General features: G+C 64.7%; 26 protein-coding genes. 10 read left to right on the top strand and 16 right to left on the bottom strand.

Going from position 1 to position 26,840, the window contains the following annotated elements:
• Nucleotides 1-13 precede the first annotated feature (13 nt).
• From KUW62_RS04370 to KUW62_RS04330, 9 genes are all read right to left on the bottom strand, one after another.
• A complete protein-coding gene (locus tag KUW62_RS04370) occupies nucleotides 14-973 on the bottom strand; it encodes a hypothetical protein (RefSeq protein WP_224814296.1) in 960 nt (319 codons plus the stop codon).
• A gap of 123 nt (nucleotides 974-1,096) precedes the next feature.
• The gene (gene scpB / locus KUW62_RS04365; RefSeq protein ID WP_224814295.1) at nucleotides 1,097-1,786 is read right to left on the bottom strand and encodes an SMC-Scp complex subunit ScpB; all 690 of its coding nucleotides are present in this window, start codon (nucleotides 1,784-1,786) and stop codon (nucleotides 1,097-1,099) included.
• The gene (locus KUW62_RS04360) at nucleotides 1,783-2,577 is read right to left on the bottom strand and encodes a ScpA family protein (protein ID WP_224814294.1); all 795 of its coding nucleotides are present in this window, start codon (nucleotides 2,575-2,577) and stop codon (nucleotides 1,783-1,785) included. The genes scpB and KUW62_RS04360 overlap by 4 nt, the downstream gene beginning before the upstream one ends.
• Entirely contained in the window at nucleotides 2,570-3,565 is a 996-nt protein-coding gene (locus KUW62_RS04355) for a glycoside hydrolase family 3 N-terminal domain-containing protein (RefSeq protein ID WP_224814293.1), read from the bottom strand. The genes KUW62_RS04360 and KUW62_RS04355 overlap by 8 nt, the downstream gene beginning before the upstream one ends.
• The gene (locus KUW62_RS04350) at nucleotides 3,566-4,678 is read right to left on the bottom strand and encodes an SPOR domain-containing protein (RefSeq protein WP_224814292.1); all 1,113 of its coding nucleotides are present in this window, start codon (nucleotides 4,676-4,678) and stop codon (nucleotides 3,566-3,568) included.
• Between the two features lie 54 nt (nucleotides 4,679-4,732).
• On the bottom strand, nucleotides 4,733-6,460 hold the full coding sequence (gene argS, locus KUW62_RS04345; RefSeq protein WP_224814291.1) for an arginine--tRNA ligase: 1,728 nt from the start codon (nucleotides 6,458-6,460) through the stop codon (nucleotides 4,733-4,735).
• A 55-nt stretch (nucleotides 6,461-6,515) separates the two neighbouring features.
• Nucleotides 6,516-6,863, bottom strand: coding sequence for a hypothetical protein (locus KUW62_RS04340; RefSeq protein ID WP_224814290.1), 348 nt, complete (start codon nucleotides 6,861-6,863; stop codon nucleotides 6,516-6,518).
• A gap of 43 nt (nucleotides 6,864-6,906) precedes the next feature.
• Nucleotides 6,907-7,272 carry a hypothetical protein gene (locus tag KUW62_RS04335; protein WP_224814289.1) on the bottom strand — a complete coding sequence of 122 codons (366 nt, stop codon included), beginning with the start codon at nucleotides 7,270-7,272 and terminating at the stop codon, nucleotides 6,907-6,909.
• A gap of 20 nt (nucleotides 7,273-7,292) precedes the next feature.
• Nucleotides 7,293-8,465, bottom strand: coding sequence for a deoxyguanosinetriphosphate triphosphohydrolase (locus tag KUW62_RS04330; RefSeq protein WP_224814288.1), 1,173 nt, complete (start codon nucleotides 8,463-8,465; stop codon nucleotides 7,293-7,295).
• Between the two features lie 90 nt (nucleotides 8,466-8,555).
• Between KUW62_RS04330 and KUW62_RS04325 the strand changes: the two genes are divergently transcribed.
• The 3 genes from KUW62_RS04325 (at nucleotide 8,556) to KUW62_RS04315 (ending at nucleotide 11,203) form a co-directional block, all read left to right on the top strand.
• The gene (locus KUW62_RS04325; RefSeq protein ID WP_224817032.1) at nucleotides 8,556-8,882 is read left to right on the top strand and encodes an iron-sulfur cluster assembly accessory protein; all 327 of its coding nucleotides are present in this window, start codon (nucleotides 8,556-8,558) and stop codon (nucleotides 8,880-8,882) included.
• 69 nt (nucleotides 8,883-8,951) lie between these two features.
• On the top strand, nucleotides 8,952-10,136 hold the full coding sequence (locus KUW62_RS04320) for an acyl-CoA dehydrogenase family protein (RefSeq protein ID WP_224814287.1): 1,185 nt from the start codon (nucleotides 8,952-8,954) through the stop codon (nucleotides 10,134-10,136).
• The gene (locus KUW62_RS04315; protein ID WP_224814286.1) at nucleotides 10,133-11,203 is read left to right on the top strand and encodes an acyl-CoA dehydrogenase family protein; all 1,071 of its coding nucleotides are present in this window, start codon (nucleotides 10,133-10,135) and stop codon (nucleotides 11,201-11,203) included. The genes KUW62_RS04320 and KUW62_RS04315 overlap by 4 nt, the downstream gene beginning before the upstream one ends.
• 40 nt (nucleotides 11,204-11,243) lie before the next feature.
• Here the strand turns inward: KUW62_RS04315 and choV are convergent, their stop codons facing one another.
• The 3 genes from choV to choW are packed head-to-tail and all read right to left on the bottom strand — an operon-like array spanning nucleotide 11,244 to nucleotide 13,647.
• Complete coding sequence (gene choV / locus KUW62_RS04310; RefSeq protein WP_224814285.1) at nucleotides 11,244-12,257, bottom strand: choline ABC transporter ATP-binding protein; 1,014 nt, start codon at nucleotides 12,255-12,257, stop codon at nucleotides 11,244-11,246.
• Nucleotides 12,254-12,664 (bottom strand): GFA family protein, encoded by a 411-nt coding sequence (locus tag KUW62_RS04305; protein WP_224814284.1) that lies wholly within the window; start codon nucleotides 12,662-12,664, stop codon nucleotides 12,254-12,256. The genes choV and KUW62_RS04305 overlap by 4 nt, the downstream gene beginning before the upstream one ends.
• Nucleotides 12,661-13,647 carry a choline ABC transporter permease subunit gene (gene choW, locus KUW62_RS04300; protein WP_224814283.1) on the bottom strand — a complete coding sequence of 329 codons (987 nt, stop codon included), beginning with the start codon at nucleotides 13,645-13,647 and terminating at the stop codon, nucleotides 12,661-12,663. The genes KUW62_RS04305 and choW overlap by 4 nt, the downstream gene beginning before the upstream one ends.
• A gap of 404 nt (nucleotides 13,648-14,051) precedes the next feature.
• Here choW and KUW62_RS04295 point away from each other — a divergent pair, with 404 nt between their 5' ends.
• Both KUW62_RS04295 and KUW62_RS04290 read left to right on the top strand, forming a co-directional pair.
• Nucleotides 14,052-15,242: a low temperature requirement protein A gene (locus tag KUW62_RS04295; RefSeq protein ID WP_224814282.1), complete on the top strand. Its 1,191-nt coding sequence runs from the start codon at nucleotides 14,052-14,054 to the stop codon at nucleotides 15,240-15,242.
• The gene (locus tag KUW62_RS04290; protein WP_224814281.1) at nucleotides 15,239-15,913 is read left to right on the top strand and encodes an ion channel; all 675 of its coding nucleotides are present in this window, start codon (nucleotides 15,239-15,241) and stop codon (nucleotides 15,911-15,913) included. Before KUW62_RS04295 ends, KUW62_RS04290 begins: the two co-directional genes overlap by 4 nt.
• Nucleotides 15,914-16,020: 107 nt before the next feature.
• On the opposite strand, the gene choX is transcribed toward KUW62_RS04290, so the two are convergent.
• Nucleotides 16,021-16,965 (bottom strand): choline ABC transporter substrate-binding protein, encoded by a 945-nt coding sequence (gene choX / locus KUW62_RS04285; RefSeq protein WP_224814280.1) that lies wholly within the window; start codon nucleotides 16,963-16,965, stop codon nucleotides 16,021-16,023.
• Between the two features lie 96 nt (nucleotides 16,966-17,061).
• Here choX and betI point away from each other — a divergent pair, with 96 nt between their 5' ends.
• From betI to betA, 4 genes are read left to right on the top strand one after another with little or no spacing between them, the layout of a single operon-like run.
• Nucleotides 17,062-17,634, top strand: a complete 573-nt coding sequence (gene betI, locus KUW62_RS04280) for a transcriptional regulator BetI (RefSeq protein ID WP_224814279.1) — start codon at nucleotides 17,062-17,064, stop codon at nucleotides 17,632-17,634.
• A complete protein-coding gene (gene betC, locus KUW62_RS04275) occupies nucleotides 17,631-19,139 on the top strand; it encodes a choline-sulfatase (RefSeq protein WP_224814278.1) in 1,509 nt (502 codons plus the stop codon). Before betI ends, betC begins: the two co-directional genes overlap by 4 nt.
• The gene (gene betB / locus KUW62_RS04270; RefSeq protein ID WP_370632916.1) at nucleotides 19,139-20,584 is read left to right on the top strand and encodes a betaine-aldehyde dehydrogenase; all 1,446 of its coding nucleotides are present in this window, start codon (nucleotides 19,139-19,141) and stop codon (nucleotides 20,582-20,584) included. Before betC ends, betB begins: the two co-directional genes overlap by 1 nt.
• A complete protein-coding gene (gene betA / locus KUW62_RS04265) occupies nucleotides 20,584-22,254 on the top strand; it encodes a choline dehydrogenase (protein ID WP_224814276.1) in 1,671 nt (556 codons plus the stop codon). The genes betB and betA overlap by 1 nt, the downstream gene beginning before the upstream one ends.
• 2 nt (nucleotides 22,255-22,256) lie before the next feature.
• Here the strand turns inward: betA and KUW62_RS04260 are convergent, their stop codons facing one another.
• The 3 genes from KUW62_RS04260 to KUW62_RS04250 are packed head-to-tail and all read right to left on the bottom strand — an operon-like array spanning nucleotide 22,257 to nucleotide 25,252.
• On the bottom strand, nucleotides 22,257-23,471 hold the full coding sequence (locus KUW62_RS04260; RefSeq protein WP_224814275.1) for a VWA-like domain-containing protein: 1,215 nt from the start codon (nucleotides 23,469-23,471) through the stop codon (nucleotides 22,257-22,259).
• A complete protein-coding gene (locus tag KUW62_RS04255; protein ID WP_224814274.1) occupies nucleotides 23,468-24,562 on the bottom strand; it encodes an AAA family ATPase in 1,095 nt (364 codons plus the stop codon). Before KUW62_RS04255 ends, KUW62_RS04260 begins: the two co-directional genes overlap by 4 nt.
• 3 nt (nucleotides 24,563-24,565) lie before the next feature.
• On the bottom strand, nucleotides 24,566-25,252 hold the full coding sequence (locus KUW62_RS04250; protein WP_224814273.1) for a hypothetical protein: 687 nt from the start codon (nucleotides 25,250-25,252) through the stop codon (nucleotides 24,566-24,568).
• A gap of 137 nt (nucleotides 25,253-25,389) precedes the next feature.
• On the opposite strand from KUW62_RS04250, the gene KUW62_RS04245 reads away from it, so the two are divergent.
• Entirely contained in the window at nucleotides 25,390-26,769 is a 1,380-nt protein-coding gene (locus tag KUW62_RS04245; RefSeq protein ID WP_224814272.1) for a phosphomannomutase, read from the top strand.
• Nucleotides 26,770-26,840 lie beyond the last annotated feature (71 nt).

Here is a 26,840-nt window from a genome sequence, read left to right as displayed (position 1 = left end):
CCCAAAGGACGGGTTACTCGCAGCTTTCCAGCACACCTTCGACCCCGCCTGCGGGGACGCAGATCACGCCACCCCACTGGAAGGCGACCTCCCCGCTGGGTTGCGCGATCTCCCACCAGGTGTAGCCATCGAAGGTGATACCGCTATCGGAGAGAAGCACGATGGGCGTGCCTTCCTGCAACCCGCCGATATCCGGGAACGCCGTGCCGGGGCCGGAGCGCAAATTGCCGCCCAGTGATAGGGCGGGAATGTTCAGCCCGCCTGCCGCGTCGCTGGTCGCTTCGCCGACACCCTCTTCCTCCGCAGGCGCCGCGCCGTTGCAAAGGGCCGCATCCTCCAACACGCCCGCGACACCGCCACTGGGCACGCAGATCACACCGCCCCATTGGAACGCAATCGGGCCGCCGCCCTGGGGCTCCACCTCCCACCACGTATAGCCGTCGAAGACCACACCGGTATCGACGATCAGGGTGATTGGCGTGCCTTCATCCAGGCTGCCCACCGTTTCGAACTCCGTGCCCGGACCGGACCGCAGGTTGCCGCCAAGGGATACGGCCGGGATGTCCGCAGAACCGGAGGCGTCGACGGTCGCCTCGCCGGTGTCGAGGGATTGTGCCGCCCCGCCCTCGTCGCCTGCGGGCGCATCGGTCGGAAGGTCCGTTTCCAACGCGCAACGGACCGTAATGTCCCCCGCCGTCAGGTCCGCGATGCCGCCGTCGCCCACCAGCACGATGTCGCCACCGGCATAGCGGAACCCGCTGGCAACGGGTTGCGAGCGCAGGGTGACGGGATCGGTCCCGCCGGACGGTGAATCCGCGCCCGCGATGAATTCCGCGACGGCAGCGTTGGTGCCTTCCAGAAACGTCACGCGCACATCCACGTCACCAAAACCGGGGCAAAGAAACGTGTTGGCCTGCCCATGGCCGGCCAGCGCGATCAAGAGGCCGGTCGAAAGGGTTAATCCTTTAATCATCGGTATAAATCCTCTGTTCAAATCGAGCGGAGATTGGACCGATCCGAGAGATTCTTCAAACGGGATGCGGGTCGCCGCCGAACGCCGACTTGCGCGTGCCCCGGGCGGAGGCGCGCGGGAAGCTCAGGCATCATCCTCGAAGATCGGATCGTCGTCCTCCGGCGCGGCGTCGGCATCGTCGTCGAACATATCGCCGGTGTCGTCCGCGCGTTGCGGCTCCGGCCCGTCTTCCATCTCGGGCGGGCGGCTTTCCAGAAGGCCCGCTTCGCGCAATTCCTTGAGCCCCGGCAGATCGCGCGCGCTTTCCAGGCCGAAATGATCCAGGAAATCCTGCGTCACGACATAGGTGACGGGGCGTCCCGGGGTCATGCGGCGGCGTCCGAATTTGATCCAATTCAACTCGATCAGTTGATCCACGGTGCCGCGGCTGACGCCGACGCCCCGGATCTCCTCGATCTCGGCGCGGGTGACGGGTTGGTGGTAGGCGACGATGGCCAGCGTCTCGACGGCGGCCCGGCTCAGCTTGCGCTGTTCCACCTGCTCACGCGCCATCAGGAACCCGAGATCGGCGGCGGTGCGGAAGGCCCATGCCTCCCCGACCTTGGAGACCTGCACCCCCCGCCCCTCGTAGCGTTTGCGCAGCAGGTGCAACGCCTCCGCCGGGTCGGAGCCATGGGGCAGCCGCGCCTCCAGTTCGGACATGGAAACCGGTTCGGCCGAGGCAAAGAGAAGCGCCTCCACCATCCGCTCCTGCTCCGCCAGGGGCGGGGCGCGGAACAGGCTTTCTTCCGGGGCGTCTGGTGTATCGGTCATGGCTCTTTCCGGCGCATCTGGATGGGCTCGAAACTGTCGGATTGACGGATTTCAACCTTGCCGGCCTTCGTCAACTCCAAAGCGGCGGCGAAATTGGCGGCAGCGGCGGAGCGGCGGCGCTTGGGATCGGTGGTCCAGCCGTCGGGAAGATAGGTCATCAGGTCGGCCCAGTCGCCCATATACCCCACCAGCCCGCGCAGCCGGTCCAGCGCCTGCTCCATGGTCAGCACCGCATCACGGTCCATTGTGTAAGGGCGGAAATCGTCCCTGGTGCGGATGCGGGCATAGGCCTGCATCAGGTCCAGAAGGCCGGCGGTGTAGGTGATCTTGCGGTTGGTCGTCATGGCCTGCGGCGCGCCGCGCACCAGGCGGTCGCGGCCCAGGCGGTCGCGCGCCATCAGCTTGGCGGCGCATTCCCGCATCGCGGCAAGGCGTTCGAGCTGGAACGCAAGATGGGCCGCCAGATCTTCGCCCGATGGTCCCTCCTCCCCCGGTTCAGGCGGCAGGAGAAGCTTGGATTTCAGGAATGCGAGCCACGCCGCCATGACCAGATAGTCGGCGGCCAGTTCGATCCGAAGCTTGCGGGCCTGTTCGATGAAGGCGAGGTATTGTTCGGTCAGCGCAAGGATGGAGATTTTCCGCAAATCCACCTTCTGCGTCCGGCTGAGGGTCAGGAGAAGGTCGAGCGGCCCCTCATAACCGTCCACGTCGATGATCAGCGCCTCGGCCTCGCGCCGCGCGGTCACTTGATCCCAGTCGTCGGTATTCGCAGGCTGTCCCGGCTCAGACATAAACCTCTCCGTCCAGAAGGCCGGAAAGTGCCGCCTCCGTGGCCGGGATGTCAAGCGGATCAGGGGCCTTGCGCCAGGCAAGCGCCGCGTCGGCGCGCGATTCGGAGGGGCCGTCGAGCGGGCCGGATTCTGTGACGACATCCTCCATCTCCGCAAGCTCGCCATTGCAATGCAGCACGAGGTCGACGCCCGCCGCCTTGGCCCGAGCGGCCCGCTCGCCGATCGTGCCGGGCAAGGCGTTCATGGACAGATCATCGGTCATCAGCGCGCCTTGGAACCCGATCTCGTCGCGGATGAGCGAGATCATCTCCGCATCCATCGTCGCGGGCCAGGTGTGGCCGAGCGCGTCATAAAGGATATGCGCTGTCATCCCCAGGGGCAGGTGCGACAGCGCGCGGAACGGGGCGAAATCCACTTGCTCCAACGTCGCGCGATCCTGCGTCACGTGGGGCAGATCGTGATGGCTGTCGACGATCCCCGCGCCGTGGCCGGGGATGTGCTTGACCACCGGCAGAACGCCGCCCTCCATCAGGCCGTCGGCGACCGCCAGGGCCGCTTCGGTAACCGTGGCCGCATCCTCGCCATAACAGCGGTTGCGCAGGAATGGGTGGGTGTCGGCGCGTGCGACATCGGCTTGCGGCGCGCAGTTCACGTCGATCCCGATCGCCCGCAATTCGTGGGCGATCAGACGGTAGCGCAGGCGCATCGCCTCCGCCCCGCCGCGCGCCATCTGGTCCAGCGGCGGGTGCCATTCCCGCCAGATCGGGCCGCGGAGCCGTTGAACGCGCCCGCCTTCTTGGTCGATCAGGATCGGAGCGTCAAAGCCGACACTATCGCGCAATTCCGATGTCAGGGCAGAGACTTGGCCCGCATCCTCGACGTTGCGCGCAAACAGGATGAAACCCCATGGGGCGGCGTCCTTGAAGAAATCACGTTCATCCCGGGACAGGCGCAGGCCCGCGCAGCCAAGGATGGTGGCTGCGCCCATTTACCGGACCGTGACGGGGATGCAGGCCGCCCCTTGCGCGACAAGCGCCGCGCAGAACCGGCGCGAGGCCGACAGGTCGCTGAAGCCATGGGCGCGCAGGCGATAGAAGGTCTGCCCGCCCGAAGACGCCTCCTCGATCACACGGGCGCGGCCAAGGAAGAAATCGGGGTAGTTCTGCGCAAGGCGCGCCCATTCGGCGCGCGCCAGATCGGGCGTATCGAAGGCGCCAAGCTGGACCAGGCGGGTGCCGGTTTCCAGCTCCGCGGCGGCAATCTCGAACCCTGCGTCGTCCTCCGTAACGCCGGTGGCGGCCGCCTCGGCCTCTGCCTCGGGCGCGGCCGGGGCCGCAACGGCGGCGGCGGCCAAGGCGCGGGCCTGAAGATCGGCGGGGCGCGTGGCGGGGCGCGGGGACCGGCGGACGCCGGGGATGGAAATCGGGATCGTATCCGCGCGCGCCACGAGGTCGGGCGTCGCGGTGTCCGGCGTGTCGGCCGCATTCGGCAAGCCACTCTCCTCAATCCCCGCAAGAGGCTGCGCTTCGGCCAACAGGCGTTCGATCAGCGCGTCGGTGTCTTCCGGCTCTGCCGCTGCGACCTCCTCGACCGGCTCGTTAACGGCGTTAACCTCTGGCTGCGGCGTCGCGGCGGACGCATTGTCGAATTCCTGCTCTTGCACGTCCGCGGCGATCTGCGGCACTTCGATCAGCTCGATCGGGCCGGGTGCCACGGTGAGTTGGTCGGGGACCGGCGCGGCCTCCTCCCCTTCTGCCAGGCGGTTGACCGCGAGGCCCTGGTTTTCGGCGACCGAGCCGCCGGGGTTTTCCGGCGCGATGCGCATCGGACCTTCCAGCGCACGGATCACCGGCACATCGGCCACGTCGCGCATCATCAATTGCCACGCCCAGACGCCCATGCCAATGACAAGGCCCATCGACACCAGCGCACCCGCCCAGTTCACAAGCTGCGTCACGCGCGATGCGTCACCGGGCGCGCCGTGGCCCGCCGCCGTTTCATCAGGATATTCGGAATAGTCGTAGCCGTACTCGGGGGAATTGCCCCCGGAATATTGGATATCTGCCATGCCCGCCTCACTGACCCGAAGCGCCAATTTCATGGTCTGATCCGGGTTGTTTGCCTGTTTATCCCGGCCGAGGAAGGTCTTGATGCCTCACATCTGGTCGACCGGGGTCACGCCCAAAATACCAAGACCGTTCGAAATGACAATCGCCACGGCGGAAATCAGGCATAATTTCCCGGATGTTGCCGATGGATCATCCTCCTGGAAGAAGCGCAGATGCGGCTCGGCATTGCCCTTGTTCCACAGCGCGTGAAATTCCGAGGCAAGGTCATAGAGGTAGAAGGCGATCCGGTGCGGCTCATTGGCCTGGGCCGCGATCTCGATCAGGCGCGGGTATTCCGCCACCTTCGCGGCCAGCGCCAGTTCGGCGGGATCGTCAACAGCGTTAACGTTTGCCACGTCCGGCGTGATCCCCGCCTCCGCCGCCTTGCGCAACACCGATTGGATGCGCGCATGGGCGTATTGGACGTACCAGACCGGGTTGTCCTTGGACTGTTCCCGCACCTTGTCCACGTCGAAATCAAGCGGCGCGTCGTTCTTGCGGGTCAGCATGTGGAAGCGGGTGACGTCGGCGCCCACCATCTCCACCACGTCGCGCAGGGTCACGAAAGTGCCCGCGCGCTTGGACATCTTCAGCTCCTCCTCGCCGCGGCGCAGCTTGACCAATTGAGTGAGCTTCACATCCAGCGGCACGCGCCCGTCCGACAGCGCCGACACCGCCGCCTTCATCCGTTTGACATAGCCGCCGTGATCCGCGCCGAATACATCAATAAGAGCATCGAACCCCCTGGAAACCTTATCGAAATGATAGGCGATGTCCGGCGCGAAATAGGTCCAGGAGCCGTCGGATTTCATCACCGGACGGTCCACGTCATCGTCGTGCGCGGTGGATTTGAACAAGGTCTGTTCGCGCGGTTCCCAATCCTCGGGCTTTTTTCCCTTGGGCGGTTCAAGGTAGCCTTCGTAGATCAGACCCTTGTCGCGCAGATCGTCGATGGCCGCCTCGATCCGTCCGGTGCCGTAGAGCGATTTCTCGCTGTAGAACACGTCCATCTCCACGCCCAGAAGCGCCAGATCCTCCCGGATCAGGTCCATCATCTTTTCGGTCGCAAATTCGCGGGTTTCGGCCAGCCAGTATTGCTCCCCCTTGCCGACGAACTGGTCGCCGACCTTGTTCTTAAGCGCCTGACCCACCTCAATCAGGTAATCGCCGGGATAGGTTCCATCCTCGAACGCGACCTCCTGCCCGTGCGCCTCCAGGTAGCGGAGGTAGACGGAGCGGGCCAGGACATCGACCTGCGCGCCGCCGTCATTGATGTAATATTCGCGCGTCACGTCGTATCCGGCCGCGGCCAGAAGGCTCGCCAACGCATCGCCGAAGACCGCGCCGCGTGTGTGGCCCACATGCAACGGGCCGGTTGGATTTGCGCTGACATATTCGACGTTTACGCGCTGACCCTGACCTGTTGCAGACCGCCCATAGGCATCGCCGGATTGCAACACCTCGGCCACGACGCCCTGCCAGACCGACGGCGCAAGACGCAGGTTCAGAAAGCCCGGCCCCGCCACGTCCGCGCTGTCGATCCTGTCGTCATCCGAAAGCGCACGGGCCAAGGCGTCCGCGATGTCGCGCGGTTTCATGCCGGCGGGTTTGGCCAGCACCATCGCGGCGTTGGTTGCCATATCGCCATGGGCCGCGTCGCGCGGCGGCTCCACCGTGATGGCGCGCGTCTCCAGCCCGGCGGGCAGGACCCCTTCGGCGGCCAGCGCGTCGATGGCGCGCAAAACGGTTTCGCGGATCTGGGCAAACAGGGTCATGGCGGTGTCCTTGTTGGGTCACCGCGCGGTGTATCACGAAGGCCTGCGGCGTCAATCAGGGGGTGCAGCGCTGATAGTCGAGCACGATGCCGTCGCGGATCATCCGCATGACCTGTCCATCCTGAAGCGGGATAAGCAGCATGTTGGCCTGCCATTCCTGACCTTCGCCGGCGCAGTTCCCCACGTAGGAGAAGCCGTCCGTGCCGTCGATCGGCTGCGGATTGGCCAGCGTGCAGACGGATTCGTAGAATGTCAGCACGTTGTTTTCCAACCGCACAACGGTTTCTTCGGGATGGGTCGTACAGGTGCCGATCTGGTAGCGGCCATTGGCCACCTGCGCCGACGCCGTGCTGGCGCCCGTGACGATCAAGAGGGCGCACATGCCCAGTTTTCTCGGTATCATGGTTCAAATTCCTTGCGTCAAAAGAGGCGCGCGGCGTTTGAAATCAGGGTTCACACCGCGCATAGGTATGGGCGACATTGTTGAACACGACGATCACGCCATCAATGGCGGCTTCCCCTACCAGCAGACGCGCCTCGAACGCGCCGCCGGTGTCGGTGCAGGCCCCGTCGTAGAGAAATGTCTGATCCATGTCGCGGATGTTGATCGGGTTGGACAGATCGCAGCACATATCCACCAGGCAAAGCGTGGGGAAGGACAAAGAGGCGGTGCGTTCCGTACCCGGCTCGAACCCGTCGACCGGGCAGATAAGTCCTTGATGAAAAAGGCCGTCTTGCGGAAAAGCCGCGGCCACGTTCAGCGACGCAAAAAGGGCCGCCACCATTGCGGCGAGGCGGAGGGAAATAGGCATCGGCACGCTCCGAAATTGAGCTAGAGGGGTGTCTTCACTGTGCCGCGATCCGGCCCCCCGATCAACCTTTGGTGGCTTTCCAGCGCGAAGCGGTCCGTCATGCCGGAGATGTAGTCCGACACGATCCGCGCCAGCGCCGTGGCATCGCCCGCCACATCTTCCACGTCCTTGCGCCATTGCTTGGGCAAATCGGACGGGTTTTGCAGGAAGAAGGGAAACAGATCCTCCACCACCTCTGTCACCTCCGCCCGCATCACGATCACCGAGGGCGCGCGGTACATGCGTTTGAATAAAAATGTCCGGATGACTTTGAGGTCGTCGAACAAGCCGTTGGAAAAGCGGATGATCGGCCGCCCGGCCTCGCGGATTTCCTGAGCGGAGGATGGATCGACAACGTTCAGCGCCGCCCGCGCATTGGCCAGCACATCCTCCACCAGGACGCCGAAGAAGCGCCGCAACGCCTCGTGACGGCGGCGGTAGTAGTTCAGACCCGGATAGCGGGCATCTACGGCGGCAAAGCACCGGTCGAGGATCGGCAATTCGGCCAGCTCGTCGGTCGAAAACAACTCCGCCCGCAACCCGTCGTGCAAATCGTGGTGATTATAGGCGATATCATCGGCCAGGGCCGCGACCTGCGCCTCGGCGCTTGCATGGGTGTCCAGCTCAAGGTCCAGCCCTGCGCAACTCGCCTCCAGCGCCCAAGGCAAGGGCGGCGTCACCGGGCCGTTGTGTTTCGCAATGCCTTCAAGGGTTTCCCAGGTGAGGTTCAAGCCATCGAATTCGGCATAATGGCGTTCCAGATGGGTCACGATCCGCAAGGCCTGCGCGTTGTGGTCATAGCCACCATAGGGGGCCATCAGCGCCGCCAGCGCCTCCTCCCCGGTATGGCCGAATGGCGGGTGGCCAAGATCGTGGGCCAGCGCGACCGTTTCCGTCAGATCCTCGTCCAGCCCAAGGGCGCGGGCCATGGTGCGGGCCACCTGCGCAACCTCTAGCGAATGGGTCAGGCGGGTCCGGAAATAATCGCCCTCATGCTCCACGAACACCTGGGTCTTGTGCTTCAACCTGCGAAACGCGCTGGAATGGATGATCCGGTCGCGGTCCCGCTGAAACGGAGAGCGGTGGGCGCTTTCTTCCTCCGCCACCAGGCGGCCGCGCGTCATCATCGGATCGCAGGCATAGACTGCGCGCATGGGTGCCTCCAGTGCCGGGGCCATGCCTTGTCCCGGCCCCCTGCCCTTCATATATTCACGACACGCTGAATGCGACAGGTGATCCGAATGCTGAGCTTGCCCCCCAAAGTGACCGACCGCGCCTTCGCGCGCCTGGCCGAGATCAATGAAGACGCCGATACGCCCAAGGCCTTGCGCGTGGCGGTGGAAGGGGGCGGATGTTCCGGGTTCCAGTACGAGATCAAGCTGGATGCACCGGCGGATGACGATCTGGTGCTGGAAGGAAACGGCCAGAAGGTGGTCGTCGACAGCGTCTCCCTGCCGTTCCTAACCGATGCGGTGATCGACTTCACCGAGGAACTGATCGGCGCTCGCTTCACGATCGAGAACCCCAACGCCACCTCGTCCTGCGGCTGCGGCACGTCGTTTTCCATGTAATCCCGCAGCGTCGCGCTGGCGCTTTGACGATCCGGTGCTACCCTAAGCGACAAGCGAAGGGAGAACGCGATGGATCTGGCTTTTTCACCGGAACAACAGGCCTTTCAATCCGAGGTCCGTGCCTTTCTGGCCGAGGCCTTGCCGCCCGAGATTGCTGCGCGTGTCGGACGCGGTGAAGAGCCCACACGCGACGATATGGAGCGCTGGCACGCGATCCTGAACGACAAGGGTTGGCTGGCCGGGACCTGGCCGGAGGCGTTCGGTGGCCAAGGCTGGGGCCCGATCGAGTTGCACATCTTCGAGGAGGAATGCGCGCTTGCCAACGCCCCCCGGATCGTGCCGTTCGGCCTGAAAATGCTGGGGCCCGTGCTGATGAAATTCGGCACGGCTGAGCAACAGGCGGAGTATCTGCCGCGCATCCTCGATGGTCGGGATTGGTGGTGTCAGGGCTATTCCGAACCCGGCGCGGGGTCCGATCTGGCCAGCCTCAAGACCCGGGCGGACCGCGACGGCGACCATTACATCGTCAACGGCCAGAAGACCTGGACCACGCTTGGCCAATTCGCCAATCGCATCTTCTGCCTCGTGCGGACCAAGTTCGACGGCAAACCGCAGGAGGGGATTTCGTTCCTGCTGATCGACCTCGACACCGCCGGGATCGAGATGCGCCCGATCCGCCTGATCGAGGGGGGATATGAGGTCAACGAGGTCTTTTTTACCGATGTCCGCGTGCCCGTCGAAAACCTTGTGGGGGAGGAGAATGCGGGTTGGACCATCGCCAAGTATCTGCTTGGCCACGAACGCACCAACATCGCCGGGACCGGGTTTTCCGTTCAGGCCTTCGCGCAGCTCAAATCCCTCGCGCGGCAAGTGACGCGCGGCGGCAAGCCGTTGATCCAGAACCCTCTTTTCGCCGCGCGCATGGCGAGCCTGGAGGCGGAGCTGGACGCGATGCGGCTGACCAACATGCGGATGCTGTCCAAAGCGGCGGCGGGCGGGCGGCTGACGGCTGAGCCGTCGATGCTCAAGATCAAGGGCACCGTGATCCGGCAGGCGATCAACGACCTGTCGCGCCGCGCCCTTGGCCCGGCCGCCGCCCCCTTCCCGTCCGAGGATCTGGATAACCTCGCCATCGCGCCACCGGGCCACGCGCACAATGCGGCGGGATATTTCAACAATCGCAAGATTTCCATCTACGGCGGCTCGAACGAAATCCAGCGCAACATCCTGGCCAAGGGGATGATGGGCCGATGAATTTCGAGATGTCGGATGACCGTCGCATGCTGTCGGACACGTTGACCCGTTTCCTGGCAGAGCATTGCCCGGTGGAGCGTCGTGTGGACGTGGCCTATGACGCGCCGTGGCACGCGCCCGCGGCTTGGGACGGCTTGGTCGAGCTTGGCACGCTTTATGCCTTGGCCGATGAGGGCGCGGGCGGCATGGGCGGGTCCGGTTTCGACATCGCCGTGGTGTTCGAGGCGCTTGGCCGCGCGCTCTGCCCCGAACCGGTGCTGCCCGCATTGTTGGCCATTCGGTTGCTTGCGGCAGCGGGGCAAGACTTGGACCCGCTTCTGACCGGCACCAAATACGCAATCGGCATCGGCGAATTGGACGCGCCCTATGATCTGGACGGGATCAAGACCCAGGCTGTCGAGCGGGACGGCACCTGGCACCTGACGGGCCGCAAATCGGTCGTCTATGGCAGCGCGGTGGCGGATCGGCTGTTGATCGTGGCACGCATGGGCGACGCATTGGCCGTCTTCGCGGTCGACGCGCCGCAAGCCGAGGTGACGCCGTTTGGCATGATCGACGGCGGCCCGGCGGGGGAGGTTTTTCTGGACGAAACGCCCGCGACATTGGTGCTGCGCGATGCCCGCGCGGCGGTCGAGGACGCGATGGAGGCCGGTGCCCTGGCCCTCTCCGCCGAAGCCCTGGGCGCGATGGAGGCCACAATGGCCGCGCTGACCGACTACCTCGGCACCCGCAAGCAATTCGGCCAACCCCTCGGCGCGTTCCAGGCCCTGCAACACCGCGCGATCGACCTGATGATCGAGGTCGAACAGGCGCGATCCTCCGTCATTCTGGCCGCCGACGCCCTGAACGGGCCGGACCAGAGCCACCGCACCAGCCAGGCGAAACACCTGGTGGGGAAGATCGCGCGGCAGGTGAGTGAAGAGGCGATCCAGATGCATGGCGGGATCGGGATCACGTGGGAATACCCCGTGGCCCATTACGCGAAACGGCTGGTGATGATCGACCACCAGCTTGGCGATACCGATTGGCACCTGGAACGGTTGATGGCGCGGCTGGCGGACGCTTAAGCGCCGTTTTCGGGTTCTTAAACAGGGAAAACGCCCTATTTCAGGCGCCGAGGCGGGCGGCGATGCTGTCCGTGGTGACGGTGCCTATGACCTCCCCATTCTCCTCTACCGCCAATGGCGCGGGGCTTTCGGCGAAGCGGGTCAGAATGTCCTTCACCGGCATCTCGACGGGGATACGGGGCGCGGTGCTGGGGATGTCCTGCATCACGTCGCGCGCGGTCAGAACTCCCAGGGGGTTCATGTTCGACACGAATTCGGCGACGTATTCGGTGGCGGGTTCCGAAAAGATCTGCCGCGGCGTGCCGATCTGCACGATGCGCCCGCCCTCAAGGATCGCGATGCGGTTGCCGATCTTGAACGCCTCGTCCAGATCATGGCTCACGAAAATGATGGTGCGCTTCAGATCCCGTTGCAGGTCCAGCAGTTCGTCCTGCAACTTCGAGCGGATCAGCGGATCAAGCGCGGAGAACGGTTCATCCATCAACAGGATCGGCGCGTCGGTGACGAATGCGCGGGCCAGACCCACGCGCTGTTGCATGCCGCCCGAAAGCTCACCCACCTTGCGGTCCGCCCATTCGCTGAGGTTCACCAGCGCCAGCTGACGTTCCACCGCCTCATTGCGCGACGCCGCGTTCTGACCTGCAAGTTCCAGGCCCAGGCCCACGTTTTCTCGCACACTGCGCCAAGGCAGCAAGCCGAATTGCTGGAACACCATCGACACGCAGTTCTGGCGAAGGTAGCGCAAATCCTGTTTCGTGGTGCCGGGGAGCGTGCAGGACCAATCGCCGTCGCGCACCTCCACCTTGCCGCGCGCCACCGGGTTGAGGCCATTAACCGCGCGCAGCAACGTGGACTTCCCCGACCCGGACAAGCCCATCAGGACAAGGATTTCCCCCGCCTCCACGTCGAGCGAACAATCGTGGACGCCAAGCACGTGCTCGGTCTCCCGCTGGATCTCCGACCGGGTCTTGCCGTCATCGGCCAGTTTCAGGGCGCGCGCCGGGCGCGGGCCGAACATGATGCAAACATCCTTGAAGGAAACGGCCGTGCTCATCGGTTCGCCTCGTACCGCAGGATGCCCGCCACACCGTCCTTTGGCCCCCCATCCGACGGGTGGCTGTGGCCGTCATGGACGATGATCTCAGCCAGATCGAAGGGGGACATCCCTTCGATACACGCCAGGTTGACGCCGTATTCGTTGGGGTTCGACCGTCGCCGGTGATGGGTGTAGATGCCGCAGGTCTTGCAGAAGTAATGCTCCGCGACGCGGGTGTTGAATTGGTAAAGCGTCAGGTGATCGGCGCCCTGCACGATCTCCAACCCGTCGAGTGGGGCGGAGACGGCCACGGCCCCGCGCATCCGGCACATCGAACAATCGCAACGCCGGGCGGAGGCGATGCCGTCTGACAGGGTCACGCGCAGCTGCACGGCACCGCAATGGCAGGAGGCGTTGACGCTCATGTCTTGATCCTCAATGCGCGGTCCAGAACGATCGCGACGACGACGATGATCAGCCCCGCCTCGAACCCCAGCCCCGTATTCACCTGGTTGAGCGCGCGAACGACCGGCACGCCAAGCCCGTCTGCCCCCACGAGCGCTGCGATCACGACCATGGAGAGCGACAGCATGATGGTCTGGTTCAACCCCGCCATGATCTGCGGCAGGGCGTAGGGAAGCTCCACCTTCCAGAGCTTTTGCCGGTTGGACGCGCCGAACGCCTCCGCCGCTTCCAGCAGCGCCTTGGGCGTGGAGGAAATGCCCAGATGCGTCAGGCGGATCGGGGCGGGGACGACGAAGATCACCGTGGCGATCAGGCCGGGCACCATGCCTATGCCGAAAAAGACGATGGCGGGGATAAGATAGACGAAGGTTGGCAGCGTCTGCATGAGGTCGAGCACCGGTCGCATCGCCGCGTAAAGGCGCGGTTTGTGGGCGACGAGGATGCCGATGGGTACGCCCACGGCCATGCAGACGACGCAGGCCGAGAGGACGAGGGTGAGGCTTTCGGTCGTCTCCTCCCAATAGCCCTGGTTGACGATGAAGAGGAACCCCACCACGACCAGCAGCGGCACTTTCCAGCCGCGGTGGAGCCAATAGGCAAGGCCCGCGAAGATCGCGATGATGAGAAACGGGTGGTATTCGGGCGGGTAGAGGAAACTGGCATCGCGAAGACGGATTTCGGAGATCCAGCTCGTATTTGGCGGCTCCTGCAGAAGGGCTAGGATGGCTTCGATCATCGCCTCCAGCCCCACGGCGATCAGATCGAAGACGCCGGAAAAGCTGCTCTGCATCCATTCGAATGCGGTTTCCGCAGCGTCGCCGATGCGCAGTTTGCATTCGGTGAGGAAGCTGACGGGACCGGTCACATCGGGGTCGTTGGGGAAGGTGCATTCCGCAATGCCGTCCTCCGCCCACCAGGCGCGCAGATCGCTCCACCAGCTCATGTCTCGATGTCCCTTCGGTCATTCGAGGGGATCATGGCGCGGGTGGGTCGGGATGGAAAGGGGGGGAGGTGTGGGGTGTGGGTTATCACGCGTGATAAGGGGGGTTAAGGTGTTGATTTTGTTGGGTAAGGAGTGTGGGCGTTAAGGGTTTGTTAAGGTCCTTGCGGGACGCTGGGACCCGTGGACGCGCAAATGACTGGACGAGACGCGGCGTCGCTTCGAGGCCGGTTGAGACCAATACCACGGCAGCGCGGGGTGGAGGGTTTTGCCCATAATGGTTGCGCGATGCCACCCGGACGATCCGCCTGCCGCGCCGCAATCGTCCCTTGCAAACTGGAAATTTGGGGATGAAGGCAGTTACCGCTTGCGATAACAGGGTAACGCTGGACCACGGGGATTGAACCATGCACGCCTTCCTAGAACGGCTCGCGCCGACCTCTTGCCTGCGCAACAGAGACAGCGGTCCGCACCTGAAAGTTTCGACCGTCGAGCTGTTTTTCGACCTCGTTTACGTCTTCACCATAATCCAATTGTCCCACTACCTGCTGGAACACCAGACATGGTTGGGGGCGCTGGAGGCGGCAACGCTGTTTGCCGGTGTCTGGTGGGCTTGGAACTACACGGCATGGGCGGCGAACTGGATCGACCCCGACAAATTGCAGGGTCGTGTGCTGATGCTTGTCCTGATGGCCTGCGCACTGATGATGGCCGTCGCCATCCACTACGCGTTCGGGTACCGCGCGTGGCTGTTCGCCATCGCCTACGTGGCAATGGCGCTGATCCGGGCCTTCTACATGGCCGCCGTCATGCGCGACACGCAGATGGGGCAGAATTACTGGCAATTGGGGATGTGGTCGGTCCTGTCGGGCGTCTTCTGGATCGCCGGGGCGTTGATCGAACCGCTGCGCCTGCCGCTTTGGATCATCGCGGTCCTGATCGACTATGCCGGACCCTATGCGGGCTTCTTCGTCCCAAATCACGGCCGCACGCCGATGGAAACATGGACATTGAAGGGCCTGCATCTGCTTGAGCGCAACCAGTTGATCTTCATCATCGCGCTTGGGGAGAGCATTCTTTTGCTGGGCGGCACGATGGTCGGGGCCGATCTGACGGCGCCCCTGTTCCTGACGGCGGCCATCGGATTCGCGCTGATCGTGTCGATGTGGTGGCTTTACTTCGTGCATTCCGGCGAGGCGGGGGAGGAGGCGTTTCATTCCGCCGAGCAACAGGCCAAGCTGGCGCGTGCGGGCCTGGCCTATGCCCACGGCATCATGGTGTGCGGGGCCATCGTTGTGGCCGTCGCTATCGAGGTGATCGTGGCCCATCCGACCGATGCCGTGTATTTGCCGTCCATTCTGATCGCCTGTGCAGGCCCGATGATCTTCATGGTCGGCAATATCCTGTTCCGCCGCACGCTGGGGCGGCGCATTCCGTGGACCTACGCCGTTCCTTTCGTGGCGATGCCAATCGTCGGGTGGCTGGTCCACAGCACCCATGCGTCGGGCATCGTGCTGGGCCTGGGGATGCTAGTCGTGATGCTGCCTGTCGCGCTGGCAAACCCGGATCGGCCGGTTGCAGGAGAGGCCGCATCGTGACCGCAAGCCACGACGTTAGACCGGTGCCTGCGCTGTCGGAAGTGGCCAAGACCGGCGGCCTGATGGTCGCGGTCATCGTCCATAACCTGATCTACCCGATCAGCACGTGGGGCGGTGTTTGGCCCGCGATCTTCTACGCGTTCTATGCCGCGATGTTCTGGGCCGGGGCATGGGTTCTGACCTCGGATCGGGGCTTGCGCCTCGCCGCGACCGTCACGTCCCTTGCGGCGTTTGCAGCGGGCATCGTGAATTCCTACACCCCGTCGCCCGGGGCGGCGCTTGCCGTTTATGGGACGTCGATCGCGCATCACCTGGTGATCCTGATCGTGCTCACCCTCTACACATTTTCGAGGCGCAAGGTGTTCACGGAGGTCATCCTGGCGGCCACGTCGCTTTACCTCATCCTGGGATCGGTATTTGCCGCGATTTACGGGGTGATTTTCTGGTTCGATCCGGGCGCTTTCACCTCCGCCACCGGCGGGGAGGTCGGATGGCAGCAATTGCTCTATTACAGCTATGTCACGCTGACAACGTTGGGGTACGGGGATGTCTTGCCCGTGGGCCACGTCGCGCAATCCATGGCCGCGTTCCAGGCGATTGCCGGGACCCTTTACACGGTCTTGCTGCTGTCGAGATTGGTCGGGATGCACACAACCGGCCACTCCGACTGATCCAGTAAGCCGCGGCTGAGACGCCCCTTGGTGGGGGAGCCGGTCGGGCAAAACGAGAAAGGCCCCGCCGTTTCCGGGCGGGGCCTCCCCTACTCTTCTCGCCTGGCTTACAGCCCCAGCGCCGTGCTGACAGCCTCGGCCGCATCACCGCCGTCGAACGTGGTCACGCCGTCGAGCCATGCCATGACCGCGTCGGGGTTGGCCTGTATCCAAGCGGTGGCGGCATCGGCGGGCTCTTCCCCGTCATTCAGGATCGCGCCCATGATCTCGTTTTCCATGGCGAGGCTGAATTCCAGATTATTCAGGAGCGCGCCCACGTTGGCGCATTCCTCCACATAACCCGCGCGGGTGTTGGTGTAGACGGTCGCGCCGCCCAGGTTCGGGCCGAACCATTCGTCGCCGCCCTCAAGGTAAGTGAGGTCAAAGTTGGCGTTCATCGGGTGGGGTTCCCAGCCGAGGAAGACGATCGGCTCATCCCGGTCGGAGGCGCGGGCGACCTGGGCAAGCATGCCCTGTTCGGAGGATTCCACGACCTCGAACCCCGACAGGCCGAAGGCGTCGGCCTCGATCATGTCCATGATGAGCCGGTTGCCGTCATTGCCGGGCTCGATCCCGTAGATCTCCGCATCCAGTTCGTCGATGGCTTCCACAATGGAGGCGAAATCGGTGATACCCAGCGCGGCGCCCGCGGCGTTGGTGGCGAGCGTGTATTTCGCGCCTTCGAGGTTCGCGCGCACGGTGTCGACGGTGCCGGCCTCACGGTAGGGGGCGATGTCAGCCTCCATCGTGGGCATCCAGTTGCCGAGGAAGATGTCGACGTCGCCTTCGGCCAGCGAGGTGTAGGTGACCGGGACGGACAGGACGAGAATCTCGGTCTCGTATCCCAGGGCTTCCAGCACGACGGTCGTGGCGGCGGTGGTCGCGGTGATGTCCGTCCATCCCACATCCGAGAAGGTCACGGTGCCGCATTCGGCATGGGCATCGGCCATCGCGGCGCCCGCGCTGACGGTAAGGGCCAGCGCGCTGACGGCGGTTTTGCGCAAGAAAGTCATGGTGTGTCATCTCCCGATTGATGGCTGGTCGCTTTGTTGATTGACCAGTCAATTAAAATGGTATTTCAGGGGCAACGCAGTCTAGGAGTGATCGCGATGCCCCGCACAGGTATGATGGCTATACGGAAGGACGCGCTTGTCAACGCGACGATTAGCGAGATCGGGCGCGCGGGCAGCCTTGACGTGACCGTTGGCCAGATCGCCAAGGTCGCGGGCGTGAGCAGCGCGCTGGCGCATCACTATTTCGGATCGAAGGACGACCTGCTGCTGGCGGCGATGCGCGCGATCTTGCGGGAGTTCGGGGCGGCGGCGCGGGCGGAGCTGTCCCGCGCGGCCACGCCGATGGAACGGCTGGAGGCGATCGCGCGGGCCAGTTTCGCGGGGCCGAACTTCAACCCGGAGGTCGTGTCGGCCTGGCTGACCTTCTACGTCATGGCGCAGCGGGACGCGGAGGCGGCGCGCCTGCTCAGGGTCTACCAGCATCGGCTCGTGTCCAACCTGACCCATGCGTTAACGCCGTTAACCGATACGCCGGGACAGATCGCGCAGACCGCCGCCGCCCTCATCGACGGGCTCTATATCCGCCATGCCCTGGCGGAGATCGGCCCGCCCGACGGCAACGCCGCGGTGGCGCGCGTCATGGATTACCTCAACGGGGCCATCGCATGAGCAAGCCGAACATCCTGATCCTGATGGTGGACCAGTTGAACGGGACGCTGTTTCCCGACGGGCCCGCCGATTGGCTGCACGCGCCAAACCTCAAAGCCCTGGCGGCGCGGTCCACGCGGTTTGCCAACAGCTACACCGCGTCGCCCCTGTGTGCGCCGGGCCGGGCGAGTTTCATGTCGGGGCAATTGCCGTCGCGCACGGGCGTTTATGACAATGCGGCCGAATTCGCCTCCTCGATCCCGACCTATGCCCATCACCTGCGCCGCGCGGGGTATTACACCGCCCTGTCCGGCAAGATGCATTTCGTCGGCCCGGATCAGTTGCACGGGTTCGAGCAGCGGCTGACGACCGATATCTACCCCGCCGATTTCGGCTGGACGCCGGATTACCGTAAACCGGGGGAGCGGATCGACTGGTGGTATCACAACATGGGCTCCGTCACCGGCGCGGGTGTGGCCGAGATCACCAACCAGATGGAATATGATGACGCGGTCGCGTTCGAGGCGGAGCAGAAGCTTTATGACCTCAGCCGTGGGCACGACGACCGGCCCTGGTGCCTGACGGTCAGCTTCACCCATCCCCATGACCCCTATGTCGCGCGCAAGCGGTTTTGGGACCTCTACGCGGATTGCGAGCACCTGATGCCGGAGGTGGGCGCCCTGCCCTACGACGATCAGGACCCGCATTCTCAGCGGATTCTGGATGCGAATGACCGGGAAAATTTCGAGATTTCGGATGAGGATATCAGGCGGTCGCGGCGGGCCTATTTCGCCAATATCTCCTACCTCGATGAGAAGATCGGCGGCGTGCTGGACGTGCTGGAGCGCACCCGGCAGGAGGCGATCGTGATCTTCGTGTCGGACCACGGCGACATGCTTGGCGAGCGGGGCCTGTGGTTCAAGATGACGTTCTTCGAGGGCTCGGCCCGGGTGCCATTGATGATTTCCGCGCCGGGGATGGAGGCGGGACTGGTGGAGGCACCGGTTTCGACCATCGACCTGTGCCCGACGCTGTGTGATCTGGCGGGCGTCAGCATGGCGGACGTGATGCCGTGGACCGACGGCGAAAGCCTCGTGCCGCTTGGCCAAGGCGTTAACCGCGTTAACCCGGTGGCGATGGAATACGCGGCAGAGGCGTCTTATTCGCCCCTGATCGCCCTGCGCGAGGGCCGCTGGAAATACACCAATTGCGCCATCGACCCCGAGCAATTGTTCGACATGCAGGCCGATCCGCCGGAATTGAAGAACCTTGCCGAAGACCCCGCCCATGCCGCCACGCTGGAGCAGTTTCGCGTTCTGGCCGCCGCGCGCTGGGATCTGGAAGCCTTCGACGCGGATGTCCGCGAAAGCCAGGCCCGCCGCTGGGTCATCTACGAGAGTTTGCGCAACGGGGCCTATTACCCGTGGGATTTCCAGCCCCTCCGCGACGCCTCCAACCGCTATATGCGCAATCACATGGACCTCAACGTTGTTGAGGAAAATCAACGCTTTCCCCGAGGTGAATGATGCAACCCACGGCCTCCCACTACATCAACGGCGCCTATGTCGAGGACAAGGCGGGCGCGGAGATGCCTGTCATCTTTCCGGCCACGGGCGAGCAGATCGCGTTGGTCCATGAGGCCACGCCAGCCATCGTGGAGGCGGCTTTGGCCGCGGCGTCCGAGGCGCAGAAGGACTGGGCCGCGTGGATGCCGGTGGAGCGGGGCCGCGTGTTGCGGCGGGCGGCGGATATCATGCGGGACCGGAACCGCGAATTGTCGGAATTGGAAACGCTCGATACCGGCAAGCCGTTGCAGGAAACGCTGGTGGCCGACGCCACCTCGGCGGCTGATGCGTTGGAATACTTCGGCGGATTGGCCGCGACGCTGACGGGCGAGCACGTGCCCCTGGGCGGCGATTGGGCCTATACGATGCGGGTGCCGTTGGGTGTGTGCGTGGGGATCGGCGCGTGGAATTACCCGACGCAGATCGCGGCGTGGAAGGGCGCGCCTGCGCTGGCTTGCGGCAATTCGATGATCTTCAAACCGTCCGAACAGACGCCGCTATGTGCCTTGAAAGTCGCGGAAATCCTGACGGAGGCCGGAGCGCCGCCTGGCGTCTACAACGTGTTGCAAGGGGCGGGAGCGGTCGGCAAGGCGCTGGTCGAGGACGCGCGCACGGCAAAGGTCTCCCTGACAGGGTCCGCCCCCACGGGCAAACGCGTCTACGCCGCCGCCGCCGCGCAGATGAAACATGCGACGATGGAGTTGGGCGGCAAGTCGCCCCTGATCATCTTCGACGACGCGGATCTGGAAAGCGCCGTTTCGGCGGCGATCAACGCGAATTTCTATGCCTCGGGCCAGGTCTGTTCCAACGGCACGCGGGTCTTCGTGCAATCGGGGATCAAGGAGGCGTTTCTGGACCGGCTGGTGGCCAGAACCTCCAAGGCGGTGATCGGCGATCCCCGGGACGAGGCCACGAATTTCGGGCCGATGGTGAGTGAAGAACAGCTCGCAATCACCTGTTCCTACATCGAAAAAGGTCTGTCCGAAGGCGCGCGGCTTATCCATGGCGGCACGCGCCTGGACCGGCCAGGCTGCTTCATAGAACCCGCGATTTTCGCGGACGTGACCGACGACATGAGTATCGCGCAAGAAGAGATTTTCGGCCCCGTGATGTCCGTGCTGGATTTCGAGACCGAGGACGAGGTGATCGCGCGGGCCAATGCCACCGATCTGGGGCTTTCGGGCGCCGTGTTCACCGCCGACCTGACGCGCGGACACAGGGTGGTCCACGCGATTGACGCAGGCTCCGTCTGGATCAACCAATACAACCTGACGCCGGTGGAGGTGCCGTTTGGCGGCATGAAAGGCTCGGGCCTCGGGCGGGAGAATTCGAAGGCGGCCATCGAGCATTATTCGCAACTCAAGACCGTTTATGTCGGCATGTCCCCGGTGGAGGCCGCGTTCTGATGGAAGCGGATTATGTCGTCATCGGCGCGGGGTCCGCGGGCTGCGCCATGGCGTATCGCCTGACTGAGGCAGGGAAATCGGTGCTGGTGGTGGAGCATGGCGGCTCGGACTGGGGGCCGTTCATCAACATGCCCGCCGCGCTGAGCTATCCCATGGGCATGAAACGTTACGATTGGGGCTACGCCACGGAGCCGGAGCCGCATATGGGCGGGCGGCGCATGGCGGTGCCACGCGGCAAGGTGATCGGCGGGTCGTCGTCGATCAACGGGATGATCTACGTGCGCGGCCATGCGCGCGACTTCGACACTTGGGCGGCGATGGGGGCCGACGGGTGGTCCTACGCCGACGTATTGCCCTATTTCAAACGGGCCGAGACGTGGCACGGGGGGACGGGCGACCCGGCCTATCGCGGCCATGACGGCCCGGTGCATATCACGCGCGGGCCGCGAAAAAACCCGCTTTACCAGGCGTTCATAGATGCCGGTGTCGCGGCGGGATACGGCGCGACGGACGATTACAACGGCTACCGGCAGGAGGGGTTCGGCGCATTCGAGACGTCGATCTACCGCGGCAAACGCTGGTCCGCTGCGTCCGCCTACCTCAAACCCGCGCTCCGTCGCCCGAATTGCGCCTTGGTGCGCGGCTTGGTGGAACGGATCGAGATCGAGGAGGGCCGCGCGACGGGCGTGCGCCTTGCGGGCGGCAAGGTGATCCGCGCGCGGGCGGAAGTGATCCTATGCGCCGGAGCGATCAATTCGCCTAAAATTCTAATGCTTAGTGGAATTGGGCCCGGCAAGCACCTGACGGAACACGGAATTCCGGTTCTGGCGGACCGAAGCGGCGTGGGGCAGAACCTGCAAGATCACCTGGAGCTTTACATTCAGTTCGCGGCCTCCCAACCGGTGTCGATCGCACCCTATTGGTCGCTTTGGGGCAAGGCGCTGGTCGGCGCGCAATGGCTGTTTACCAAGACCGGGCTCGGCGCCTCCAACAATTTCGAGGCTTGCGGGTTTATCCGGTCCGACAAGGGCATCGAATATCCCGACATCCAGTATCACTTCCTGCCCATCGCGATCCGGTACGACGGCACGCGACCGCCAAGCGGGCATGGGTTCCAGATCCATACCGGGCCAATGCGCTCCCCTTCCCGGGGCGAAGTGACGCTGCGCAGCGCACAGGCGGCCGAGGCACCGCGCATCGTGTTCAATTACATGGCCCACGAGAAGGACTGGCACGATTTCCGCCGCGCCATCCGCCTGACCCGGGAGATTGCCCGGACCGCACCGCTGGCGGGTTTCGTGGACCACGAATTGCAGCCGGGCGACGCGGCGGACAGCGACGAGGCCTTGGACGCGGTGATCCGGGAGCATGCGGAATCAGCCTATCACCCCTGCGGGACGGCGCGAATGGGGCGGCGGGACGATCCGATGTCGGTGGTTGATCCAGCCAATCGCGTGATCGGTGTGGATGGGCTTCGCCTGGCCGACAGCTCCATCTTCCCGTTGATTCCAAACGGTAATCTGAACGCCCCGTCGATCATGGTGGGGGAGAAGGCAGCCGATCACGTCCTGGGGCGGTCCCTGCCGTCGGAAAACCTGGAGGCGTGGATCGCGCCGGATTGGCGACATGCGCAGCGCGAAAGCCACGCGCTGGCCCAGGCGGCAGAATAGGATCAGTCGCCGATCCGCAGAACGCGGCCGAAGGGCGGTGCCACCGACCCCTGCCCCGGCACAGCCCAGAGGACGGGATAGGCCGGTGCCGCACCGAGCGGGCCATCGAGGTCGGTCAGCACGATCAGGAGCGAGGGGTCCAGACCCGTGGCATGGGCCAGCACCGGCGCGAAATCGGTGCCGCCGCCGACCCGCATGTCCAGATCCACGAGACGCGGCCCTTTGGCGTCCAGACGGCGCGCGACATGGACGTCCTCATCAAAGGCCAGCAGATGCACCTCGGCCCCGGTTCGGCGGCTAACCCCCTGCGCCTCCGACGAAAAAAGCGCCAGCGTGCCGGGATCTATGGAGCTGGACGTGTCAAGCGCCACGACGAGGCGCGGACGCATGGCATCCCGGCTGCGCCCCGGCTCGAACACCGGCTCCGGCGCGCGGCGCGCCATGGCGTCGGAGGTCATCGCGACCCAGCGCCCGGCCGGGCGGCGGAAGGACACCTGCGGCTCCTGCGCCAGCGCCTTGGCGAGGATGCGGCGCAACTGCACCTCCCACGGGATGCCGGGCGGGGCGAGATCGGCCAGGATCGCCCCGAATTTGCCAATGCCAGTGCCTGCCTTGCGCCCAGCCTCCAACGCGCGGACGAGCTGGTTTCGCCAATCGGCCGCGGACCGGCCGTCGGCGTTTCCATCGGGCTCGCCTGCTTCCAAATCGGTTCGGAACCCCCGGGACTGTCCGAATTTCCTTGCTTTTTCCGAGCGTTGTGGGTCGTTGTGAAGGTACATGGCGAGGCGATCCGTGTCCCAGTCCGCCAGCGCGGAAATCGCTGATTTCGCGGGCTGGTCGATGCTTTCCAGCAGGTCGGTCAGCAGAACCGCCGGACGACGCAGCGCGTGGCCGGCCAGTTGCAACGTCTCGTTCAGGATGGAATCAGCGGCCAGTGCGAACAGCCCCTTGTCGAAACGCGCGCCCAGACGTTCCGCTAGCGCGGCCTGGCGATCGGAATGCTGCAACGCCACGTGGAGGACGTGGTGGGCCACAAGGCCCACCTGTTCCGGCAGGCCGAGCAGGGTGAAAGACGGCCCGTAGAGGATTGTATTTCCATGGGTTCGCACCCCCCCCTCCGCGTCGCGGTGTCGGCACCAGAGCGCGAGGACGGCAAGCGCCGGATCCTCCTCCCCCAAACGGGCAAGGGCGGTGCGAGCCCGGGTGGAATGGGTCACGGAAGACCCGCTTGCGCACGGTCTCTGGCGTAATCCGCATAGGCCGCGGACGCCGCGAACACGTCTTCCCAGCCGTTCGTGAGGGCGCGCGCGATCAACATCTCGAACCCGAAAGTGGCCATTTCCGACACCGGGAGACCGTTGATCGCCTCGCCCCGCAGATCGGCCAAAACCTCAATCGCTTCAGGGAGTTGCGACCGGTCCACCGCGCCCGAGAGCCCGTAGACGAGGGCGGTGATCCCGTGAAGGGTGGTTGGATACATGTCCTGCCGTTCGGCGCGGGAGGCCGCGAGCATCGCGTCGATGCGGACCGAGGCGGCGATGTCGTCGGCGATCAGGGCGAATTCGGCGGCGGCAGCTTCCCCCACCGTGCCCGCCACCATGATCTGCCGCGTGGCCCGGTCGGGGATCGCGTCCATGATCCGAGACACGCGGGTCCAGGCGCGCGGCGTGCAGGCCACCGCCTCCCCCCGGCGGAGCGCGTCTTCGGTCGTCTCCAGAAGGTCCGGGCGGGTCTTGAGGAAGGCCGCGACCGCCGGGTGGATGCCCGCCCCCGGCGCGTAGTGGGTTAACCAATCGGTCGCGTCGGCCTGCACCACGATATGGACCAATCGGTCGGACAATGCCGTGCCCATTTCGTAGGCGACGGCGCCGTCTTCCACCATGTTGCCCGCGGCCACGATCAGAACGGAATCGGGCAATGTGTGGCGGCCCACGCGGCGTTCCTGAATAAGCCCGTAGACGGTCGGTTGCAGGGCGGGCGGCGCGGCGGTCAATTCATCGAGAAACAGGATCGCGGGGGCGTCCGTGTCGGGCAAATCCTCGGGCCGGTACCAGACCGTCTTGCCCGCGTCATGGTCATAGAATGGCAGGCCGCGCAGATCCTGCGGCTCGATCGTGGTGAGGCGAAGATCGAAGAGTTTCGCCCCAACCTCATCCGCAAGGGTCTGAATGATCTCGGTTTTTCCCACACCCGGGCGCCCGTGCAGCATCCAGCTGACGCGCAGATCGCCCGCGGATTGGGCGCCCCATCCGGCACGCAGCACGCGCAGGGCTTCGCCCGCGGACACCTTGGTTGCGTTGATCGCCATGGCCTATGCCTCCGCCGGTCTGGGAGTGATGCGCGCCGCGAGCCGGGCATGGGCCGAGACGCTGCGCGCCTCGATCCGCACCTCTCGCATCATCTCTCCGGCGCGGAGATTGGCGCGGTGGAAGTCTTGCTCCGTGAGGTCCGCGTCGAAGATCGCCGCAAGCGCGGCCCGGTCGGCGGGGTCGAGGGAAAGGACGCGGGGGTCCGGTTCGGCGGATTGGACCGACAGCAAGGTTAACGGCGGAACGCGGGCGAGTTCCGATTGCTCCGCGAAGACCATGATCTCACCGCTTTCGATGCCGTGTCGGGCCGCGATTTCTCGCAACGCGGCGCGCGCCCGGAAGGCAAAGGCATCGAGGATCCTTTCCGCCTCCGCCTCGCTCATCAACCGCTCTCGCGCGCGGTCCGACAGGCGCAGAACCTTCAGCTCCACCACCCCGATCACGAGGATCATGGCCAGGGGCGCTTGCGTGACGGGAAGGGCCATATCCCTTGAAAACAAAAGCACAATCAGGAACGGCAGCAGGGCGGCGAGGTAGCGGACGACCTGCATCTCGAAGATCAACCGCGCCCAGAGACCGACCGACCCGGCGCGCGGAATGATCTGCACCCGCCCGAAGATCTTCTTGGGCAGGGAGCGCGTTTCCAGCACGCCCGGATTGAGCAAGGTCTCTGGCGACAAAATGAACATGCGGCCCTTTCGTGGGTCATCGGGGCATCCCGGCACTGACCGGAACCATAGCGTTAATGCGCGCCACGCCAAATGCCGGTCTGGCCCCCGGCGGCACCGCATCCTATAGCTGGGACGAGGATTGAGGGAGCCGCGCCATGCAAAGGTTGGAAAAACCGCTAACCTGTTTCAAGGCCTACGACATTCGCGGTCGGCTGGACGAAGACCTGACGGAGGCCAACGCCTATCGCATCGGGCGCGCCTTTGCCGAGGTGATGGGCGCCGACCGCGTCGTGATCGGGCGCGACGTCCGGCCATCGTCGGAAGGGTTGGCGCGCGCGATCGCGGACGGGTTGATGGCGGCGGGGGTCGAGGTTCTGGACCTGGGACTGTCGGGCACGGAAGAGACGTATTTCGCCGTGTCGCACCACGGGGCCTGCGGCGGGATCTGCGTGACGGCGTCCCACAACCCGATGGATTACAACGGCATGAAGATGGTCAAAGCCGGGTCCGCCCCGATCGGCGCGGATGAGGGGATGGGCGCGATCAAGGCGCTGGCAGAAAGTGGCGCATTCGCCGATGATGTATCCGGCGGGCGCGTGACGGACATCTCCTCCACCCGGGCGGATTACGTGGAATGCTGCCTTGGCTTCGTGTCGATCCCCGACCTCAAGCCTTTGAAAATACTCGTGAATGCGGGAAATGGCGCAGCCGGCCCCACCTTCGATGCGATCGCTGAGGCGCTGGAGCGACGGGGCGCGCCGTGGACGTTTGTGCGGATGCACCACGCGCCCGACGGCACGTTTCCCAATGGCATACCCAACCCGCTTTTGCCGGAAAACCAACCGGCCACGGCACGGGCGGTTGTGGCGGAAGGCGCGGATATCGCGGTTGCGTGGGACGGCGATTTCGACCGCTGCTTTTTCTTCGACCACGAGGGCAATTTCGTGCCCGGTGAATATGTCGTGGGCCTTTTGGCGGAGGTCTATCTCGCCAAGGAGCCGGGCGCGAAGATCGTCCACGATCCGAGGATTATCTGGAGCACGCAGGACGCCATCGAACGCGCGGGCGGCCAGGCGATCATGTCCGAATGCGGCCACTCGAAGATCAAGCGCGTGCTGCGCGAGACCGACGCGGCCTATGGCGGAGAGATGTCCGCGCATCACTATTTCCGCGATTTCTTCTTCTGCGACAGTGGGATGATCCCGTGGCTTCTGGTGGCGGAGTTGCTGGGGCGGACGGGCCAGAGCCTGAAGGCGCTGGTGGCGGACCGGGCCGCGCGGTTCCCGTCCTCCGGCGAGGTGAATTTCGTGGTCGATGACGCGGCGAAAACCATCGCGCGGATCGAGGAGGAGTTCGCCCCCAAGGCCGTGGCACGGGACGACACGGACGGGCTGAGCCTATCCTTCGACAAGTGGCGCATGAACCTCAGGGCGTCGAACACCGAACCGCTATTGCGGCTGAACATAGAGGCGCGCGACGACGCGGAGGTGGTTCAGGCCGCATTGGCGGAGGTTCGTGCGTCGATCCTGTCCTGAGTGTGGATCGGGGTGGAGGATGTGATATTTCCTTCGCTTCGGACGGGAATTTCCGTCGGTTTTGCGTGGCA

The organism is Hasllibacter sp. MH4015, from assembly GCF_020177575.1.
In the GTDB taxonomy this organism is placed as follows: Bacteria; Pseudomonadota; Alphaproteobacteria; order Rhodobacterales; family Rhodobacteraceae; genus Gymnodinialimonas.
This window is presented reverse-complemented; position numbering and strand designations above follow the sequence as displayed.